The organism is Ralstonia nicotianae, assembly GCF_018243235.1.
In the GTDB taxonomy this organism is placed as follows: Bacteria; Pseudomonadota; Gammaproteobacteria; order Burkholderiales; family Burkholderiaceae; genus Ralstonia; species Ralstonia nicotianae.
Map to the genome: position 1 here is coordinate 395,079 of NZ_CP046675.1, position 19,869 is coordinate 414,947.

Here is a 19,869-nt window from a genome sequence, read left to right on the forward strand (position 1 = left end):
GGGGCGCGACGACGTGACATTAAAACTAAACGGTTTGGTATGGTATTGGTGTGCCTTAGCCCCGTCAAGAAAAACTGAACCACGTGGTTCTGAAAAGGGCGGTCGGTGAAATCGTCGGAAATCGACGGTTGATTGCCATGCGTTGTTTCCCGCGTTTGCAAATGCATCGGTCAGGCGCCGGCCGATGGTCTGCCAAGCGTGGGTGCGGGCGGCTCTGCACGGCGCGCCATCCCTCCGCTTTGTGGCCAAGCCCTTTGTCCACCGATTGGCGTATGTCGGACCAGCGCGGTCGGCTCCTATCCTGCTCAAAAAACAGACAAGCAGAACGAGAACGGGGGGAGCCATGGGGAAGTGTGGCGTTGCGCGCTCGACGTGCGCGCGAAGGGGACGGTCGCGCCTGACGTTGCCGGAGAGGACGGTCTTTGCGCTGGGCCGGCTCTGCCGAGCGTCATGCGGCAGGGCGATAGCGAAGGCGGCGGAGCTGGCGTTGGCATTGGCGCTGACGCTCGCGGCATCCGCCTGTGGCGGTGGCGGCGATGCTTCTACCGCGGCACCGGCCGGCATGTCCGCCGGTGCGGCCACTTACAGCGTTGGCGGCAGCGTGTCGGGCCTGGGGCCGGGGTTGTCGCTCCAGTTGCTCAACAACGGCGGCGATGCTGTCACGGTTGGCGGCAATGGCGGCTTTCGCTTCCCGGGCAAGCTGTCGGCTGGCGCCACCTACGCGGCGACCGTCGGCACCCGGCCGTCGGGCCAGCAGTGCACGATCGACAAAGGCAGTGGCACGGTCGCCAACGCGGATGTTGCCGATATTGCAGTGACGTGCTCGGCACGCCCGCTCTTTGCCTACGTGGCGAATGCGGATGACAACACCGTGCAGGCGTTTGCGCTGGACCCCGCCACGGGGGCCGCCACCGGTGTGGGCCGTCCTGCGGCCGTGGGGCACGGTCCGGTCTCGCTGGTTGCTGACCCCGCGGGCACAACCCTCTATGTGGTCAACGCCTCCGACAATACGGTGACCACGCTGGCGATCCATCCGGATACCGGTGCCGTGTCGGTCAGCGCGCCAGCCGTCCGCACGGGAGCGTCTCCGCTGAGCATCGCGCGCACGCCCGCCGGACCGTTCGCCTATACCGCCAACGCCGGGGACAATACGCTGTCGATCTTCAAGATGAGCGCCAAGGCAGAGGCTCCGGCCCCGCGCGGTGTCGTGCAGGCGGGCTCCAACCCGTACACCGTTGCTGTCAACGGCACGGGCACGTTCGCCTATGTGGTGAACGCGGCCATGGTTTCCGGCGCGCCGTCGGTCATGGCCTTTGCCATCAACGGTGCAACCGGCGCCCTGGTGCCGGCAGGCAGCCCGGCGGCAACGGGCCATGCACCGTTTTTCATTGCACTCCATCCGGCGGGGAGGTTTGCCTATGTCGCCAATTTCGCCGACGACACGCTGAGCGTCTACGCCATCAACGGGGCCACCGGCGCGCTCGCCCCGGCGGGCAGCCCGGTTGCCACCGGCGGCAATCCGTTCGCGATCGCGATCCATCCGTCAGGCCGCTTCGCTTATGTCGTCAACGTGTTCTCAGGCACGATCAGCCTGTTCGCCATCGACGCACGCACCGGTGCGCTGACCCCCATCGGCACTGTGCAGGCAGGCGCCAGCCCGGTTGCCATGACGCTCAATCCGGCCGGCACTGTTGCCTACGTGTTGAATGCCGGCGACGACACCATGGCCATCTACCGGGTGGACGGCGGCACGGGCGTTCTGAGCGCGGTAGCCACGGTACAGACAGGCCTCACGCCGAGCGCGATGGCGATCGTGGCCGTGCCTTAGGGGCGGTTGGTCATCATGCGCCTGGGCGGGTTTGCCGTCCGCTGCCCTGTCGTGGTCGGGTGAGCATCGGCGTGGCAAAGAATGCACCGCCAGCCCCCGGAGACCAGGGAACCTGGGCCTGATGCGCCTCGACTACGCCGGTGCTGCCCGCCGCGCCGCGCGGGTCGCGCCGGCCGTCAGCACCACCACCGCCGACAGGATGATGGCCGTGGCGCCCAGCGTCTGCGGCGCGACCTGCTCGTCGGCCAGCCAGGCGCCCATCAGCAGGGCAATGGGCGGATTGACATAGACGTAGCTGGTGGCCATCACGGTCGAGACGCGCTGCACCAGCGCCATGTAGGCGGTGAAGGCGATGGCCGAGCCGAAGGTCACCTGGTAGCCCCACGCCAGCGCGGCATGCAGGCCGATCTGCCGCGGCCAGTGCTCGCCCGTGGCCAGGCTCAGCAGCGTCAGCGCCACGCCGCCGAAGGCCATCTCCAGCACGAACGCCGTCAGCCCCTTGGGCATGTCGAGGTGCTTGGACAACTGCGAGCCGAACGACCACGAGGCGATGGCCGTGGTCAGCGCCAGCACGCCGGCGGTGCTGGCCTGGAATTCCGCGCCGCGGAACAGCACCGCGATGCCGATGCTGCCCAGCGCGATGGCCGCGACTTCGTAGGCGCGCAGCCGGCCGCCGGCCAGCAGCATCCACAGGGTGGAGAACAGCGGCATGGACGCGATCATCACCGTGGTGGCGCCGGAGGAGATGGTCTGCTGGGCCACCGCCGTCATGCCCATGCCGCCCACCAGCAGGAAGGCGCCGACCAGCATGCAGTTGCGCAGCTGGCGCGGGCTGACCCGCTCGCGCTGGCGCAGCAGCACGATCGGGGTCAGCAGCAGGGCGGCAGCCAGGAAGCGCGAGCCCATCATCAGGAAGGGCGGCAGGTCGGTCAGCGCAAAGCGGATCGCGAGATACGTGGTGCCCCAGACCACGTAGGTGATCAGCAGGCACAGGGCGATGAAGGGCGTCATGGCGGAGCCTCGGCGGGGAATCCCCGATGCTACGCAAGCCGGACTCGCGTGCCAAACGAGTTTTCCTATCGCTCGTTGTGAATGGATTTGACAAGCGTGCCGCCACTCCGAGGGCACGGATGCCGGGCGTGCCGTATGCCATCCGGGGGATGGCGTTGCCCGGCGCCGCACGCAACGTGCACGGCCGAAGCTCATTGCCGCATTTCGCCGTCCGCCCGCCCGCTTCGCCTCGGCATCGTGCCGATCGCCCGGCCGGTGGGGACAATCTGCATGCGGCATGATCTCGTCGCAATGCGCGTCTTCCCAATCGAGCAGGTACAGCATGGGTTTGCCACGGATCCCCTCAATCTTCAGGCCTTCGTCTACCGCGTCGCCGGACGCCCGCCGAGCGGATCCCGAGCACACCCCGCCGCATGCGCCACCGCGTCGGCCGAAAAATCGCGGGCTCGGCGCGCTACTGGATTTACCGCGTCTCGTGCGCGGCAGAAGGGACGGGGCTTCCACGTCGATGGATGGGCCGGCCATCGGCGCGCCGCCAGCCTCGCCGCCCGCGGGCTTCAAGCTGCCCCGGCAGAACGCGCTCAATGCCGAGGGCATCCGCACGCTCGAGCGGCAGTTCCCGCACCCCTCGTCGGGCCCCTTATTGCGGCCATCGCCATCGGGACAGGCGTCCGCGTCGAGTCCGCTCCCGGTCCGCACGCTGGCGGAGCAGTTGCTGCGGCGCGAACAGATTCTCGCCAGCCAGCCGCCCGCGATATCCGTGGCGTCCTCGCCACCCTATATTCCGGTGGACGCCCTGCCGCCGCCACTGAGCAAGGCGTTCCTGGAGGCGTTCGATCCGATCCGGTCGTTGGGCCTGACGGACCAGTCCGTCTTCTACCGTGCGCTCGCTAGCCGCTACCTGCTGGCGGATGGGCACCAGATGAAGCTGGCCGGCAATCCGCGATCGGGGGCGTATGTCCGTCATCATCATCGGCTTCTGCCCAGCTCCGGTCTGGCGAGCCGGGAGACGTTCGAGAGTCTGCCGGCTACGGCGCGCGAGCGCATGCTCAATGATCCCATGCAGCAGTACGAATGGGTCCGGATGCGTGCCCGGGACTTGCCCGAGCCGTCGCTCAACGTGATGTTCGGGGTGCACGCCGAAGCAGGCGCGCGCAGCTATGCGAAGACCTCGGACCACGTCGTGGTCAGCATGACGTTCGGCGATCTGCGCAAGGCAGGCGGACAGGTCTTTCTCGACACGCGCGCCTCCGCGGGCAGCGACCACACCAAGGCCCTGATCGTCACGCTGCCCGAGGGCCGGACGGTTCCGGTCAAGATCATTCCGAACGGCAGGCAGGAGGCGTCCACGTCAACGCGATGAGGTGGACGCGGTTGCGGTGCCGGCCGGGTTGTCAGCGGCCCGCCGCCAGCGTGCCGCGCAGCACGTCTTTCAGGGCGTTGAATGCCGGGTTGTCGTTGTCCTTGCGGTAGGCGAACCACAGCTCGACCGGCTTGGCCGGCGTGGTGCGCACTGGCAGGTAGACCACGCCCTCGAAGTGCAGCATGGACGCCGCCGCCGGGATCAATGCCGCGCCGATCCCGGCCCGCACCAGCGCCAGCATCGAGTGGATCTGGCTGACGTATTCGACGATGTCCGGCAGCACGCCGGCGCGCTCGAACAGGCCGCTCACGAGCTGGTGGAAATAGCGCGCTTCGTAGGGGGAGTACATCAGCAGCGGCCGGCCCTCGCAGTCGCGCAGGGCGGGGCGCTGCGGCCAGTCGGCGGCGGTGGCCTCCGGCACCGCCAGCACCAGCGCTTCCTGCGCGCACGGCTCGGCGGCCAGCTCGCCGTGCTCGACCGGCGGGCGCAGCAGGCCCATATCGATCTGGCGGGCGTCCAGCGCCTCCAGCTGCGCGCCGCTGACCATCTCCTTGAGCGTCAGCCGCACCCCCGGCGAGGCCGCCCGCACCGCGCTCACCAGCGACGGCAGCAGCCCGTACCCGACCGATGCCGTGAACCCGATCGCCAGCGATCCCGCCGCGCCGGTCGCGACCCGCCGCGCCGTGGCCGCCGCCTCTTCGGCCAGCCGCAGCAGGCGCGCGGCATCGGGCAGGAAGCTGCGCCCGGCAGCGGTCAGCCTGACGGAGCGGCTGTTGCGCTCCAGCAGCTCGGTGCCGACCTGGTGCTCCAGCAGCCGCACCTGGCGCGAGAGCGGCGGCTGTGTCATGTGCAGCCGCTCGGCCGCGCGCCCGAAATGCAATTCTTCGGCCACGGCGACAAAGCAGCGGAGTTGGCTGAGTTCGAACATCGATTCAAAACGTATATCGATCAAGTCATCCGTTATCTTGAAGATGAATTGTTCCGGGTGCAAGAATCGGCTCGCCGCATCGGCCGACAACAACGACACGGAGACCCGCATGACCCCTCAAGGCACGGAGCATGACCGCCGGCAGTTCCTCAAGCGCATGGCAGGCGCAGGGCTGGCGGCGGCCAGCGGCATGGCGGCCGCGCAGCAAGTCGGTGCGTTCAGGCCCAACGCCCGCTATCCGGACGCGGCGGTCGAGGTGCTCGACCCGAGCTTCCTGAAGTACCGGCTTTACAGCAGCTCGGTCGAGCAACTGGCGACGGGCATGCGCTGGGCGGAGGGGCCGGTGTACTTTCCCGCCGGGCGCTATCTGCTGGTCAGCGATATTCCCAACAACCGCATCATGAAGTACGACGAGACCAGCGGCGCGTTCAGCGTGTTCCGCGCGCCGTCGAACTACGCCAACGGCAACACGCGCGATCGCCAGGGGCGCCTGGTGACCTGCGAGCATTCGGTCACGCGGCGGGTGACCCGCACGGAGCACGATGGCCGCATCACCGTGCTCGCCGACCGCTACCAGGGCAAGCGCCTGAACGCGCCCAACGACGTGGTGGTGAAGTCCGACGACAGCGTCTGGTTCACCGACCCGCTGTTCGGCATCAACGGCAACTGGGAGGGCGACAAGGCCCCGCCGGAGCAGGCCACCACCAACGTCTACCGCATCGATCCTGGCGGCGAGGTCCGGGCCGTCATCACCGACCTGGTCAATCCCAACGGCCTGGCGTTCTCGCCGGACGAAAAGGCACTCTACGTGGTGGAGTGGAAGGGCACGCCCTACCGCAGCATCTGGCGCTACGACATCGCGGCGGACGGCTCGGCCTCCAACAAGACCAGGCTGATCGACGCCGGCGGCCCCGGCGCGCTCGACGGCTTCCGCGTGGACAAGGACGGCAACCTCTGGTGCGGCTGGGGCTCGGACGGGCGCCCGGGCGTCAATCCGGCAGACTACGATGGGGTGAAGGTGTTCAACGCCCACGGCAAGCCGATCGGCTTCATCCACCTGCCGGAGCGCTGCCCGAACCTGACCTTCGGCGGCCCGAAGGGCAACCGGCTCTACATGGCCAGCTCCCATTCGCTCTACGCGCTTTACGTCGAGGCCGAGGGCGCGGTGTGATTCCGAGGTGGCGCGGCCCGCCCGCCGCGTGAGGGGATCGCGCGGCCGCGGGTCACCGGGCCGGCTCAGACCTCCAGGTTCGGCCCCGGCCTGAGGCTGGTCAGCTGCAGCCCGTGGGCCCAGGACAGCGCCGGCAGCTTCAGCACGGTCTGCAGCGCCTGCGCGCGTGCGCGCAGGGCATCCCAGCTGGCCTGCAGCGGCGGCCCGTTGAAGGCGAGGACGATGGTGTTGCCGCCGGTCACCTCCGGCAGGATGACCACGCGGTAGTCGAACGCCTTGCAGATGCGCTCGATGTTGAGCTGGAAGCTCTCGTCCGAGCCGAACAGGTTGACGGTCATCACGCCCGGATAGCGCAGCGTGTCGCGGCACGCCTGGTAGAACTCCAGCGTATCGAGCACCGGCCCCTGCTTGACGTGGTCGTAGCAGTCCACCTGCAGCACGTCGGCCGTGCCCTGGTGGCTCGGGTCCATCACCCAGTCATAGCCGTCCTGCTGCAGCACGCGCAGGCGGGCGTCGTCCGGCGGCAGGGCGAACTCGCTGCGTGCCATGGCGATGACATCGGGGTTGACCTCGACCGCCGTGATGCGCGCGGTCGGCAGGTGGCGATGGCAGAACCGCGTGGTCGACCCCGGCCCCATGCCCAGCTGCACTACGTGGAAATCGCTTTCCGCGGACGGCTCCAGGAACAGCAGCCAGGCCATCTGCTGGTGGATGTATTCGAGATCGAGGGCATCCGGATCGGACAGCCGCAGGGCGCCTTGCGTCACCCCTTCGCAGCCGACGAAGTGCATGAAGCGGTACCCCTCTTTCTCGATGATGGTGACCGGCGCCAGCGTGGGCATGGTGCGTGCGGCAGCCTCCGCCGGCATGGCGGCGGACGCGAAGTGCGTATCAGCCTCGGTCGGTGCGGTGCTCAGAAGTGTCATGGTGGTCGCTCGTGCGGAGTGAAGTCGCGGAGTGAAGTCGTCGGAGACGCCCCACGGCACTGGGCCGGTCGGGCGTCGGCATGGGCGCAGCTTGCCATCTGCCGGCCGGCACCCGTTTTCCCGGCTTCGGCTGCGCGTCCATGGGTTCGAGTCGGCTTGCGCGCGTGCGGGAACGCACCCGGAACCCCTGCCCAAATTGATTCAAAAAATGAATTGATTGAGTTATTTGTTGTCTTGGACGTGAATCGTTCCGGGTGCCAGAATCCGTTCACCACTTTCCCACGCTGCCCTTGCAGGAACGCCCATGTCACGCTATACGCCCACCGAATTCGCCCACCAGATCGGCACCGGCCTGCTGTCCTTCCCGGTCACGCATTTCAAGTCCGACCTGTCGTTCGATGAGGCGGCGTACCGCGCCAACCTGAGCTGGCTGTTCAGCCACGAAGCCGCCGGCCTGTTCGCCGCGGGCGGCACCGGCGAGTTCTTCTCGCTCACCCCGGCCGAGACCGACCGCGTGGTCCGCGCCGCCGTGGCCGAGACCGGCGGCCGCCTGCCGGTGATCGCCCCGGCCGGCTACGGCACCGCCATGGCCAAGGAATACTGCCAAGCCGCCGAGGCCGCCGGCGCCGACGGCATCCTGCTGCTGCCGCCGTACCTGACCGAAGCCTCCGCCGACGGCGTGGCCGCGCACGTCGAGCAGGTCTGCAAGTCGACCCGCCTGGGCGTGATCGTCTACAACCGCGCCAACCAGGTGCTCGACGAGAACCACCTGGAGCGCCTGGCCGAGCGCTGCCCGAACCTGGTCGGCTTTAAGGACGGCGTGGGCGACCTCGAGCTGATGACGCGCATCTATTCCCGCCTGGGCGAGCGCTTCACCTATATCGGCGGCCTGCCCACGGCCGAGACCTTCGCGATGCCGTACCTGACGATGGGCGTGACGACCTACTCGTCGGCCATCTTCAACTTCGTGCCGAAGTTCGCGCTGGATTTCTACGCCGCCGTGCGCGCCGCCGACCACGCCAAGGCGTATGCGATGCTCAATGACTTCGTGTTGCCGTACATTGCCCTGCGCAACCGCAAGCGCGGCTACGCGGTGTCGATCGTCAAGGCCGGCATGAAGGTGATCGGGCGCAGCGCCGGCCAGGTGCGCGCCCCGCTGACCGACCTGACCGAGGCCGAACTGGCCGAGCTGTCCGCGCTGGTCGCACGCATTGCCGACGTGCAGAAGCTCGCGGCCTGACCATGACCCACATTGCATCGGAGGTAGCAGCATGTATCTGAGCGGCGAACTGCTGCTGGGTGCCGCCCGCGTGGCGGGCGGCGCCGGAACCGTCCGCGCCATGAACCCGGCCACGGGCGAATGGCTCGACCCCCAATTCACCCTGGCCAGCCGGGCCGACGTTGCCCGCGCCTGCGAACTCGCCGGCGCGGCGTTCGACGTTTACCGCGAGACCGCGCCCGAAGCGCGCGCCGTGTTCCTGGAGGCCATCGCCAGCCAGATCGAGGCGCTGGGCGACGTGCTGATCGAGCGCGCCATGGCGGAATCCGCGCTGCCGCGCCCGCGCCTGGAAGGCGAGCGCGGCCGCACCTGCAACCAGCTGCGCCTGTTCGCCAAGGTGGTGCGCGCGGGCGATGCCGTCGGTGCGCGCATCGATCCGGCGTTGCCGGAACGCAAGCCGCTGCCGCGTTCGGACCTGCGCATGCGCCGCATTGCCGTGGGGCCGGTGGCCGTGTTCGGCGCCAGCAATTTCCCGCTGGCCTTCTCGGTGGCGGGCGGCGATACGGCGTCGGCGCTGGCAGCGGGCTGCCCGGTGGTGGTGAAGGCGCATCCGGCGCACCCGGGCACGTCCGAGCTGGTCGGCCGCGCCATCCAGGCCGCCGTGGCGCAGTGCGGGCTGCCGGAGGGCGTGTTCTCGCTGGTGCTGGCCGACAACGAGGCCGCCGGCGCGCTGGTGGCCGATCCGCGCATCCAGGCGGTCGGCTTCACCGGCTCGCGCGCGGGCGGGCAGGCGCTGCTGCGCATCGCGCAGGCGCGTGCTCAGCCGATTCCCGTGTACGGCGAGCTGAGCGCCATCAATCCGGTCTTCCTGCTGCCCGACGCGCTGGCCAGGCGCGCGGCGGCGCTGGGCCAGCAGTATGTCGGCTCGCTCACCATGGGCGCGGGACAGTTCTGCACCAACCCGGGCCTGCTGCTGGCCATCGACGGGCCGGACCTCGACGCCTTCGAGGCCGCCGCCGCCGAGGCCCTGCAGGCCAGCGCCGCGCAGACCATGCTGAGCTCCGGCATCCACGCCGCGTACAGCCGCGGCGTCGAACGCCTGGCCGGCGAGGCCAACGTGCGCTGCGTGGCGCGCGGGCAGGGCAGCGATGCGCCCAACCGCGGCCAGGCCGGCTTTTTCCGCACCGACGCCGAGAGCTTCCGGGCCCAGCCCGCGCTGCATGACGAGATCTTCGGCGCCACCGGCCTGGTCGTGCGCTGCCGCAATGCCGAGGAGCTGAAAGCGCTGGCCGAGTCGCTCGAAGGCCAGCTGACCGCCACGCTGCACCTGGATGCGGGCGATACGGCACTGGCCCGCGCGCTGCTGCCGATCCTGGAGCGCAAGGCCGGCCGCATCCTCGCCAACGGTTGGCCGACCGGCGTGGAGGTCTGCCATGCCATGGTGCACGGCGGCCCCTGGCCGGCCACGACGGACACCCGCACGACCTCGGTCGGCACGGCGGCCATCGAGCGCTTTCTGCGCCCGGTGTGCTACCAGGATCTGCCCGCCGAACTGCTGCCGGCGGCCCTGCGCGACGACAATCCGCAGCAGTTGCGGCGGCTGGTCGACGGCGCCTGGACCGCGCCGCGCGAGCGCTGATCGACACCACCCCCGATAAGCCGGGCCGCACAGGACCCGGCAATTCACTGCCTGTCAACGGACGCCAGATGCCGTTGCAGAGGAGGAGACGATGGAAATCAAGGCACCCACCGTGGGCGCGCAGAGCGTGCCGCGCACCGAACGCACCAGCCGCGTGCGCTTCATGATCCTCGCGATGCTGTTCATCGTGACGACCATCAACTATGCCGACCGCGCCACCATTTCCATGGCCGGCTCGGCCATGCAGAAAGACCTCGGCATCGATGCCGTGTCGCTCGGCTACATCTTCTCGGCCTTCGGCTGGGCGTACGTGATCGCGCAGATCCCGGGCGGCTGGCTGCTCGACCGCTTCGGCTCCAGGCGCGTGTACTCCTTCAGCATCCTGCTGTGGTCGCTGTTCACGCTGATGCAGGGCACGATCGGCTTCTTCACCGGCATGGCGGCCATCGTGCTGGTGTTCTGCCTGCGCTTCATGGTGGGCGTGGCGGAGGCGCCGTCCTTTCCGGCCAACAGCCGCATCGTCGCGGCGTGGTTCCCGGCCAATGAGCGGGGCACCGCCTCGGCCATTTTCAACTCGGCGCAGTATGCCGCCACCGTGATCTTCGCGCCGCTGATGGCGTGGCTGGTGCACGCCTTCGGCTGGCACTACGTGTTCATCGTGATGGGCGTGATCGGCATCGTCATGGCGCTCGCGTGGAAGCGCTTCGTGCACGATCCGAAGGACCACCCACGCATCACCCGCGCCGAGATCGAATACATCGAGGCGGGCGGCGGCCTGGTCAACATGGACCGCGCCGGCGTCGCCAAGACCGAGGGCCCGGACATGGGCTACATCAAGCAACTGCTGCGCAACCGCATGCTGATGGGCGTGTACATCGCCCAGTACTGCATCAACGCGCTCACGTATTTCTTCATCACGTGGTTCCCGGTGTACCTGGTGCAGGCGCGCGGCATGTCGATCCTCAAGGCCGGGTTTGTCGCCTCGATTCCGGCCGTGTGCGGCTTTCTCGGCGGCATCCTGGGCGGCCTCGTCTCGGATGCGCTGCTGCGCCGCGGCGCCTCGCTGTCGGTGGCGCGCAAGGTGCCGATCGTGCTGGGCATGCTGCTGTCGATGAGCATGGTGATCTGCAACTACGTGGATGCCCAGGCCATCGTGGTGGCGCTGATGGCGCTGTCGTTCTTCGGCAAGGGCCTGGGGGCGCTGGGCTGGGCGGTCAACTCGGACACCGCGCCCAAGCAGATCGCCGGCCTGTCGGGCGCGCTGATGAACACCTTCGGCAACCTGTCGAGCATCACCACGCCCATCGCCATCGGCTACATCGTCAACACCACCGGGTCGTTCAACGGGGCGCTGGTCTATGTGGGCATCCATGCGCTGGTGGCCTGCCTGTGCTATCTGGTGATGGTGGGCGAGATCAAGCGCGTGGAACTGAAGCCGCTGTAAAGCGCAGGAGCCGAGGACATGACACTGCAGCACATCGAGACCGGCGCCCGCGCGCAGACGCCGCGCGTGACGCGGATGCAGGTGATCCCGGTGGCGGGGCACGACAGCATGCTGCTCAACCTGTGCGGCGCGCATGCGCCGTTCTTCACGCGCAACCTGGTGATCCTCGCGGACAGCGCGGGCCGCACCGGCGTGGGCGAAGTGCCGGGCGGGGAGGGCATCCGCCGCGCGCTGGAGCGCATCCGGCCGCTGGTGGAGGGGCAGTCGATCGGGCGCGTCAACGGCGTGCTCAACGGCATCCGCCGCGCGCTGGCCGGCCACGGCGATGCCGCGCGCCAGGCGACCGTGCACGAGGTGACCTCCGCCTCGGAGGCCGCCGTGCTGCGCCAGCCGCACGAGATCAACCTGCGCATGGACAACGTCCTCACCGCGGTGGAGGCGGCGCTGCTCGACCTGCTGGGCCAGCACCTGGAGGTGCCGGTGGCCGAGCTGCTCGGCACCGGCCAGCAGCGCGACGCGGTGCCCATGCTGGCCTACCTGTTCTACGTGGGCGAGCGTCGCAAGACTGACTTGCCGTACCTCGACGGCGCCGGCGCCGCCGACGGCTGGCTGCGCCTGCGCCACGAGGCCGCCATGACGCCGGCGCAGATCGCCCGCCTGGCCGAGGCCGCCGCCGAGCGCTACGGCTTCGCCGATTTCAAGCTCAAGGGCGGCGTGATGCGCGGCGCCGACGAGATGGAGGCGACCGCCGCCATCAAGGCCCGCTTCCCGCACGCCCGCGTGACGCTCGACCCGAACGGCGCGTGGTCGCTGGACGAGGCGATCGCGCTGTGCCGGGGGCAGGGCCACCTGCTGGCCTACGCCGAAGACCCGTGCGGCCCCGAGGCCGGCTACTCGGGCCGCGAGATCATGGCCGAGTTCAAGCGCGCCACCGGCGTGCCGACCGCCACCAACATGATCGCCACCGACTGGCGCCAGCTGGGGCACGCGGTGCCGCTGCAGGCGGTCGATATCCCGCTGGCCGATCCGCACTTCTGGACGATGCAGGGCTCGGCGCGGGTGGCCCAGCTGTGCAACGACTGGGGCCTGACCTGGGGCTCGCATTCCAACAACCATTTCGATGTCTCGCTGGCGATGTTCACGCACGTGGCCGCCGCCGCGCCCGGCCGCATCACCGCCATCGATACGCACTGGATCTGGCAGGAAGGCCGGGAGCGCCTGACGCGCGAGCCGCTGCGCATCGAGGGCGGCCAGGTGCGCGTGCCGCAGCAGCCGGGCCTGGGCATCGAGCTCGACATGGACCGCGTGATGCAGGCCCATGCGCTCTACCAGACGCTGGGCACCGGCGCGCGCGACGATGCCATGGCCATGCAATACCTCGTGCCGGGCTGGACCTACGATCCGAAGCGCCCGAGCCTGGCACACTGATTGAACCGATTCACCCGATTGACCCGATTGACCCGATTGACCCGATTGACCCGATGCATCCGATCACGGAGTCTGTGATGTCCGAATCCACGCTGGCCCCCGAGGCCGGCACCGAAACCGAGAAAGCGCTGACCATCCGCGTGCACGACAGCGACAACGTCGCCATCGTCGTCAACGCGCGCGGCCTGCCCGCGGGCACCGCGCTGGCCGACGGCACCGTGCTGGCCGAGGGCGTGCCGCAGGGCCACAAGGTGGCGCTGGCCGACCTGGCCGAGGGCGACGCGGTGGTCCGCTACGGCGAGGTGATCGGCTACGCCGTCAAGGCGCTGCCGCGCGGCAGCTGGGTCAACGAGCACGCGGTGCGCCTGCCGTCCGCCCCGGCGCTGGACGACCTGCCGCTGGCCACGCGCCCCGATCCCGGGCTGCCGCCGCTGCAGGGCTACACCTTCGAGGGCTACCGCAATGCCGACGGCACGGTCGGCACCAAGAACGTGTTGGGCATCATGACCAGCGTGCAATGCGTGGCCGGCGTGACCGACCACGTGGTGGCCCGCATCAAGCGCGAGCTGCTGCCGCGCTATCCCAATGTCGACGACGTGGTCGCGCTCAACCACGCCTATGGCTGCGGCGTGGCCATCAACGCCCCGGCGGCCATCGTGCCGATCCGCACGCTGCAGAACCTGGCGCTCAACCCGAACTTCGGCGGCGAGGTGATGGTGATCGGCCTGGGCTGCGAGAAGCTCGTACCCGAGCGCCTGGTGCCCGAGACGCTCGCGCCGGGCGGGCGCATTCCCATCGAGGTGGCGGGCACCGCGGATTCGCCCGTGCTGCGCCTGCAGGACGAAGCCTTCGACGGCTTCACCGGCATGGTCGAGGCCATCCTGGAAATGGCCGAGCGCCGCCTGGCGCAGCTGAACACGCGCCGGCGCGAGACCTGCCCAGCCTCCGATCTGGTGGTCGGCGTGCAGTGCGGCGGCAGCGATGCCTTCTCCGGCGTGACCGCCAACCCGGCGGTGGGTTTTGCCGCCGACCTGATCGTGCGCGCTGGCGGCACGGTGATGTTCTCGGAGGTGACCGAGGTGCGCGACGCCATCCACCTGCTGACGCCGCGCGCCATCGATGCGGACGTCGGCCGCGCGCTGCTGCGCGAGATGGCCTGGTACGACAGCTACCTGAGCGGCGGCCAGACCGACCGCAGCGCCAATCCGTCGCCCGGCAACAAGAAGGGCGGGCTGTCCAACGTGGTGGAGAAGGCGCTGGGCTCCATCGTCAAGTCGGGCAGCAGCCCCATCGTCGATGTGCTCGGCCCGGGCGAGAAGGTGCGCCGCAAGGGCCTGATCTTCGCGGCCACGCCCGCCAGCGATTTCGTCTGCGGCACGCTGCAGCTCGCCTCCGGCATGAACCTGCAGGTGTTCACCACCGGGCGCGGCACGCCGTACGGCCTGTCGATGGCGCCGGTGATCAAGGTGTCGACGCGCAAGGCGCTGTCCGAGCGCTGGCACGACCTGATCGACCTCGACGCCGGCCGCATCGCCACCGGCGAGGCCTCCATTGCCGACATCGGCTGGGAGCTGTTCCGCCTGATCCTGGATGTGGCCAGCGGCCGCAAGCAGGTGTGCGCCGACAGGCTTGGCCTGCACAACGCGCTGACCCTGTTCAACCCCGCACCGGTGACCTGACCCATGACCACGATCCATACCCAGGCGCTTGCCGATCCGCTGGCCGGCATCGCCACGCGCTGCCACCGCCTGCTGCTGACGGGCGCGGGCGGCAACCTCGGCAAGGTGCTGCGCGAGCGGCTGACGCGCTATGCCGAGGTGCTGCGCGTGTCCGATATCACCGACCTGGGTGCCGCGCGCGCCGGCGAAGAAGTTGTGCCGTGCGACCTGGCCGATGCGCAGGCGGTCGATGCGCTGGTGAAGGGCGTGGACGCGATCGTCCACCTGGGCGGCATCTCCGTCGAGCGGCCGTTCGACGAGATCCTGCCGGCCAACATCCAGGGCACCTATCACCTGTACGAAGCCGCGCGCCGGCATGGCGTGAAGCGCATCGCCTTCGCCAGCTCGAACCACGCCATCGGCTTTTACCGGCAGGGCGAGGTCATCGACGCGCGCGTGCCGACGCGGCCCGACGGCTACTACGGGCTGAGCAAGGTCTTCGGCGAGCAGCTCGGCAGCTTCTATTTCGACCGCTACGGCATCGAGACCGTCGCCATCCGCATCGGCTCGTCGTTCCCCGAGGCGAAGGACCGCCGCATGCTGGTCACCTGGCTCGGCTACGACGATCTGGAGCAATTGATCCGCCGCGCGCTGTTCGTGCCAAACGTTGGCTTCACCATCGTCTACGGCATGTCGGGCAACCGCGAAGCCTGGTGGGACAACCGCCACGCCGCGCATCTCGGCTACGTGCCCGCGCAGAGCAGCGAAGCCTTCCGCGCCCAGGTCGAAGCGCAGCCGCCGCTGGCGGCCGACGACCCGGCGGCGCGGTTCCAGGGCGGCGCCTTCGTCAAGGCCGGCCCGTTCGGAGACTGACCCATGCATGCCGGCGTCGAACGGATCGGCACCATGCGCTGCGGCGTGGGCGAGAGCCCCGTCTGGCACCCGCGCGAGCAGGCGCTGTACTGGACCGACATCCCGGGGCGCACGCTGTGGCGCTGGAACCCGGCCACCGGCCACGCCGATGCCTGGCCGCTGCCCGAGATGGCGGGCTGCATCGCCATGCTGGACGACGGCTGGGCGCTGGCGATGGAAACGGGCGTCTTCCGCATCCCGCAGCTGGAGGCCGGCCTGCCGGTGCCCGCGCCCAGGCAACTGGCGCCCGTGCAGCACAGCCGCCCAGACATGCGCTTCAACGACGGCCGCTGCGATCGCCAGGGGCGCTTCTGGGCCGGCACCATGGTGCTGGACACCGCGCTGGGCGTGCCGGCCGGCAAGCTCTATCGGCTGGACGGCAAGGCCGGCCGCGTCGAGGCCGTGGCGGATGACCTGATCGTGCCCAACGGCCTGGCCTTCAGCCCCGACGGCCGCACGCTGTACCTGTCGGACTCCCACGTCTCGCGCCAGGCCGTGTGGGCGTTCGACTACGACATCGACACCGGCATCCCGCACAACCGCCGCCTGTTCATCGACATGCATGCCCACCCCGGCCGCCCCGACGGCGCCGCGGTGGATGCCGACGGCTGCTACTGGATCTGCGGCAACGATGCGGGCCTCGTCCACCGCTTCACGCCGCAGGGCCGGCTCGACCGCAGCCTGCCCGTGCCGGTGGCCAAGCCCGCGATGTGCGCGTTCGGCGGGCCCGGCCTGGACACGCTGTTCGTGACCTCGATCCGCGTGGACGGCGATTCGCTGTCGGGTGCGACTTTCGCCCTGCGTCCTGGCACACGGGGTCTCGATGAACCAACATTGCGCATGGATTCACCCTGAACCTTCACAGGAGAAAGACATGCCCAAACAGAAACACGCCAGCGCGCGCCATACCGGCCGACAGGCGCCGCACCGACCGCAGTCGCCCGCGCGGCGCGCATTCGTCATGTGGTCGGGCGCCTCGGCCGGGGCCGCGCTGCTCGGCACGCTGCCGGGCTGCGGCGGCGATGGCGGCAGCAGTGCCGCGGCCGCCACCGCCAGCCCCGCCGACGCAACCGCGACCGTGACCACGCAGGACGCGATCTGGGGCGAATCCGGCGCCGCCACGCGCATCATCGCCTCGCTGCAAGGCGTGGCCCAATCGATGTTTCCCCGCCGCGACTTCGTGGTGACGGACTACGGCGCCCAGCCTTGCGCCATCGTCGACGCGGTCAACCCTTACACCGACGCCAGCAAATCGCCGCTCAGCGCGGGCGCCGACAAGACGCCCGCGACCGGCGCCTTCGATGCGCGCGCGGCTTTCACCGCCGCCATCGCCGCCTGCAATGCGGCCGGGGGCGGCCGGGTGGTGGTGCCCGCCGGCAACTGGTACTGCGCCGGCCCGATCGTGCTGCTCAGCAACGTCAACTTCCACCTGAGCGCCAACTGCACGATCTACTTCAGCCCCAACCCGGACGACTACGCCAAGGACGGCCCGGTCGATTGCGGCGCCAACGGCAAGCTCTACTACAGCCGCTGGCAGTCAAACGATTGCCTGAACTACGGCGCCCCCGTCTATGCGCGCAACCAGCGCAACATCGCGCTGACCGGGGAGGGCGACAGCTCCACCCTCAACGGGCAGGCCATGACGCCGTTCGCGGGCAGCGGCAACACCAGCACCTGCTGGTGGACCTTCAAGGGCACCAAGGGCGAGTACGGCGCCGTCAACGCTTCCACGCCGTCGCAGGCGTACAGCAATCCGAACAACGTCGACCTGCGCACGGCGGCACCGGGCATCGCCGATGACCTCTACGCCAGGCTGACCGACCCGACCACGCCGTGGCAGCAGGACCAGAACTACCTGTCCGCGCTGTCCGAGGCCGGGGTGGCGGTGGCGCAGCGCATTTTCGGCAAGGGCCACTACCTGCGGCCGTGCATGGTCGAATTCATCGGCTGCACCAACGTGTTGATGGAGGCTTACCGCACCCACGCCACGCCGTGCTGGCAGCACCATCCGACCGACTGCGCCAACGTGGTCATCCGTGGCGTGACGGTCGACAGCATCGGCCCCAACAACGACGGCTTCGACCCCGATGCATGCAGCAACGTGCTGTGCGAGGACATGACCTTCAACACCGGCGATGACTGCATCGCCATCAAGTCCGGCAAGAACCTCGACACCGGTTACGGCCCGGCGCAGGACCACGTGATACGGAACTGCATCATGAACAGCGGCCACGGCGGCATCACGCTCGGCAGCGAGATGGGCGGCGGCGTGCAGCGGATCTACGCGCGCAACCTGACGATGCGCAATGCGTTCTATGCGACCGATCCGCTGAACATCGCCATCCGCATCAAGACCAACATGAACCGCGGCGGCTATGTCCGGGACTTCTACGTCGATGACGTGACGCTGCCCAACGGCGTCAGCCTCACCGGCGGCGGCTACGGTAGCGGCCTGCTGGCGGGCAGCCCCATCAACAGCAGCGTGCCGCTGGGCGTGGCGACGGCCGCCAGCGCCAATCCGTCGGCATCGCGGGGTGGCCTCATCACCTTCGACTGCGACTACCAGCCGTCCAAGGACGCCATCCGCACGCGGCCCGCGCAGGTGCAGAACATCCACATCTCGAACGTGCGCGCGTCCAACGCGACGGTGGGCGGGACGACGGGGTCGTGCTTCCAGGCCATCGTCGCGCAGGGGCCGGTCGCCTTCGACTACAACGGCCCGACGCCCGCGCCGACGGTCCCGCCCATCGCGGGCGTGACGATCACCGACTGCGATTTCGGCAGCCCGGTCGCCGCCGGCCCGGCCAGCGCGTCGACGCCGGGCCCGATCTACGCCTACAACGTCAGCGACATCACGCTCACCAACGTCCGGATCGGCGCGCAGATCTACAACACCACCGTGAGCGACACGCGCTGACCCGCCGGCGCCGCGGCCACCCAGGCAAAACAACCCGCCGACGAGCGGGATCAACAAGGAGACGACATGAACACGATCAAAGGCCTGCGCTGGTGGATGATCGGGCTGGTGCTGACCGGCCTGATCATGAACTACCTGGCGCGCAACGCACTGGCGGCCGCGGCGCCCGAAGTCAACAAGGTGCTCGGCATCACGACGCAGCAGTACGGCTACATCGTCGCCGCCTTCCAGGCCGCGTACATGGTGATGCAGCCGGTGGCCGGCTACGTGCTGGATGTGCTGGGCACCAAGCTGGGCTTCGCGCTGTTCGCCGGGGCCTGGTCGGTGGTCTGCATCCTGCACAGCACGGCGGGCAACTGGGTGTCGCTGGCGGTGTTCCGCGCCATGCTCGGGGTGACCGAGGCGGCCGGCTTCCCGTCCGCCTTGCGGGCGACGTCGGAATGGTTTCCCGCCAAGGAGCGCTCGATCGCCACGGGCTGGTTCAACATCGGCTCGTCGGTGGGCGCGCTGGTGGCGCCGCCGCTGGTGGTCTGGTGCATCCTGCACGGCAACTGGCGCTTCGCCTTCGCGGTGATCGGCGTGCTCGGGCTGGTGTGGAGCGCGCTGTGGTTCATGCTCTACCGGGTACCGGCCCGGCATCCGCGCCTGTCCGCCGAGGAGCACGCCTACATCCGCGCGGGGCAGGAGACGCCGGCGCCCGGCGCCGATGCCGTCAAGCCGTCGTGGCGCGAGATCGTGTCGGGCCGGCGCTTCTGGGGGATCGCCATCCCGCGCTTTCTCACCGAGCCGGCGTGGCAGACCTTCAACTTCTGGATCCCGCTCTACATGGCGACCGAGCGCCACATGAACCTCAAGGAAATCGCCATGTTCGCGTGGCTGCCGTTCCTGGCGGCGGACGTCGGCTGCGTGCTGGGCGGCTATCTGGCGCCGTGGTACCAGAAGCGCTTCTCCACGTCGCTGATCACCTCGCGCAAGGTGGTGATGGTGACGGGCGCGGTCTGCATGATCGGCCCGGCCTGCATCGGCCTGGCCACCAGCCCCTACACGGCGATCGCGCTGTTCTGCGTCGGCGGCTTCGCGCACCAGACGCTGTCGGGCGCGCTGTACACGCTGACCTCGGACGTGTTCGGCAAGCATGAGGTCGGCACCGCCGTGGGGTTGGCGGGCATGTCGGGCTTCCTGGGCGGCACGCTGTTCTCGCTGGCCGTCGGCACGCTGGCCTCGACCATCGGCTACAACCCGCTGTTCGCGGCGCTGGCCCTGTTCGACATCGCCGCCGCGATCGTCATGTGGAACGTGCTGCGCGAGCCGCGCCGCCCGATGGCATTGCCGGCGGGCGAGCTGGGCGCCGCGCCGCGCGCGGCCGGCAGCTGAGGCCATCGCGCTGCTTGATCGAATCTTGATTTGACGCGCCGCCCGCGGGCG

At 69.3% G+C, this 19,869-nt stretch carries 15 protein-coding genes; 12 read left to right on the top strand and 3 right to left on the bottom strand.

The window, feature by feature from the left end; all coding sequences use genetic code 11:
* The first annotated feature begins 487 nt into the window (after positions 1–487).
* Entirely contained in the window at positions 488–1,828 is a 1,341-nt protein-coding gene (locus GO999_RS18130; protein WP_211907076.1) for a lactonase family protein, read from the top strand.
* 132 nt (positions 1,829–1,960) lie between these two features.
* Here GO999_RS18130 and GO999_RS18135 read toward each other — a convergent pair whose 3' ends face one another.
* Positions 1,961–2,839 carry an EamA family transporter gene (locus tag GO999_RS18135; protein ID WP_011004119.1) on the bottom strand — a complete coding sequence of 293 codons (879 nt, stop codon included), beginning with the start codon at positions 2,837–2,839 and terminating at the stop codon, positions 1,961–1,963.
* A gap of 322 nt (positions 2,840–3,161) precedes the next feature.
* On the opposite strand from GO999_RS18135, the gene ripAF1 reads away from it, so the two are divergent.
* A complete protein-coding gene (gene ripAF1, locus GO999_RS18140) occupies positions 3,162–4,202 on the top strand; it encodes a type III secretion system effector RipAF1 (protein ID WP_524539300.1) in 1,041 nt (346 codons plus the stop codon).
* 31 nt (positions 4,203–4,233) lie between these two features.
* Here the strand turns inward: ripAF1 and GO999_RS18145 are convergent, their stop codons facing one another.
* Positions 4,234–5,130: a LysR family transcriptional regulator gene (locus tag GO999_RS18145; protein ID WP_028854307.1), complete on the bottom strand. Its 897-nt coding sequence runs from the start codon at positions 5,128–5,130 to the stop codon at positions 4,234–4,236.
* 109 nt (positions 5,131–5,239) lie between these two features.
* On the opposite strand from GO999_RS18145, the gene GO999_RS18150 reads away from it, so the two are divergent.
* The gene (locus tag GO999_RS18150; RefSeq protein WP_021155569.1) at positions 5,240–6,301 is read left to right on the top strand and encodes an SMP-30/gluconolactonase/LRE family protein; all 1,062 of its coding nucleotides are present in this window, start codon (positions 5,240–5,242) and stop codon (positions 6,299–6,301) included.
* Between the two features lie 65 nt (positions 6,302–6,366).
* Here the strand turns inward: GO999_RS18150 and GO999_RS18155 are convergent, their stop codons facing one another.
* On the bottom strand, positions 6,367–7,227 hold the full coding sequence (locus tag GO999_RS18155; RefSeq protein ID WP_064478456.1) for a spermine/spermidine synthase domain-containing protein: 861 nt from the start codon (positions 7,225–7,227) through the stop codon (positions 6,367–6,369).
* A 304-nt stretch (positions 7,228–7,531) separates the two neighbouring features.
* Between GO999_RS18155 and kdgD the strand changes: the two genes are divergently transcribed.
* The 9 genes from kdgD (at position 7,532) to GO999_RS18200 (ending at position 19,818) form a co-directional block, all read left to right on the top strand.
* Positions 7,532–8,467 carry a 5-dehydro-4-deoxyglucarate dehydratase gene (kdgD, locus tag GO999_RS18160; protein WP_211907078.1) on the top strand — a complete coding sequence of 312 codons (936 nt, stop codon included), beginning with the start codon at positions 7,532–7,534 and terminating at the stop codon, positions 8,465–8,467.
* Between the two features lie 31 nt (positions 8,468–8,498).
* Positions 8,499–10,085, top strand: a complete 1,587-nt coding sequence (locus GO999_RS18165) for an aldehyde dehydrogenase (NADP(+)) (RefSeq protein ID WP_019719496.1) — start codon at positions 8,499–8,501, stop codon at positions 10,083–10,085.
* Positions 10,086–10,176: 91 nt separating this feature from the next.
* Complete coding sequence (locus GO999_RS18170; protein WP_020830122.1) at positions 10,177–11,529, top strand: MFS transporter; 1,353 nt, start codon at positions 10,177–10,179, stop codon at positions 11,527–11,529.
* A gap of 18 nt (positions 11,530–11,547) precedes the next feature.
* Positions 11,548–12,957, top strand: coding sequence for an enolase C-terminal domain-like protein (locus GO999_RS18175; RefSeq protein ID WP_211907079.1), 1,410 nt, complete (start codon positions 11,548–11,550; stop codon positions 12,955–12,957).
* A gap of 77 nt (positions 12,958–13,034) precedes the next feature.
* Positions 13,035–14,636: a galactarate dehydratase gene (gene garD / locus GO999_RS18180; protein WP_028854312.1), complete on the top strand. Its 1,602-nt coding sequence runs from the start codon at positions 13,035–13,037 to the stop codon at positions 14,634–14,636.
* A gap of 3 nt (positions 14,637–14,639) precedes the next feature.
* Complete coding sequence (locus GO999_RS18185; RefSeq protein WP_019719500.1) at positions 14,640–15,488, top strand: NAD-dependent epimerase/dehydratase family protein; 849 nt, start codon at positions 14,640–14,642, stop codon at positions 15,486–15,488.
* A 3-nt stretch (positions 15,489–15,491) separates the two neighbouring features.
* Positions 15,492–16,382, top strand: coding sequence for an SMP-30/gluconolactonase/LRE family protein (locus tag GO999_RS18190; protein WP_165591962.1), 891 nt, complete (start codon positions 15,492–15,494; stop codon positions 16,380–16,382).
* Positions 16,383–16,401: 19 nt separating this feature from the next.
* Entirely contained in the window at positions 16,402–18,444 is a 2,043-nt protein-coding gene (locus GO999_RS18195; RefSeq protein ID WP_165591963.1) for a glycoside hydrolase family 28 protein, read from the top strand.
* Between the two features lie 66 nt (positions 18,445–18,510).
* Positions 18,511–19,818 carry an MFS transporter gene (locus GO999_RS18200; RefSeq protein ID WP_211907080.1) on the top strand — a complete coding sequence of 436 codons (1,308 nt, stop codon included), beginning with the start codon at positions 18,511–18,513 and terminating at the stop codon, positions 19,816–19,818.
* Positions 19,819–19,869: the final 51 nt, after the last annotated feature.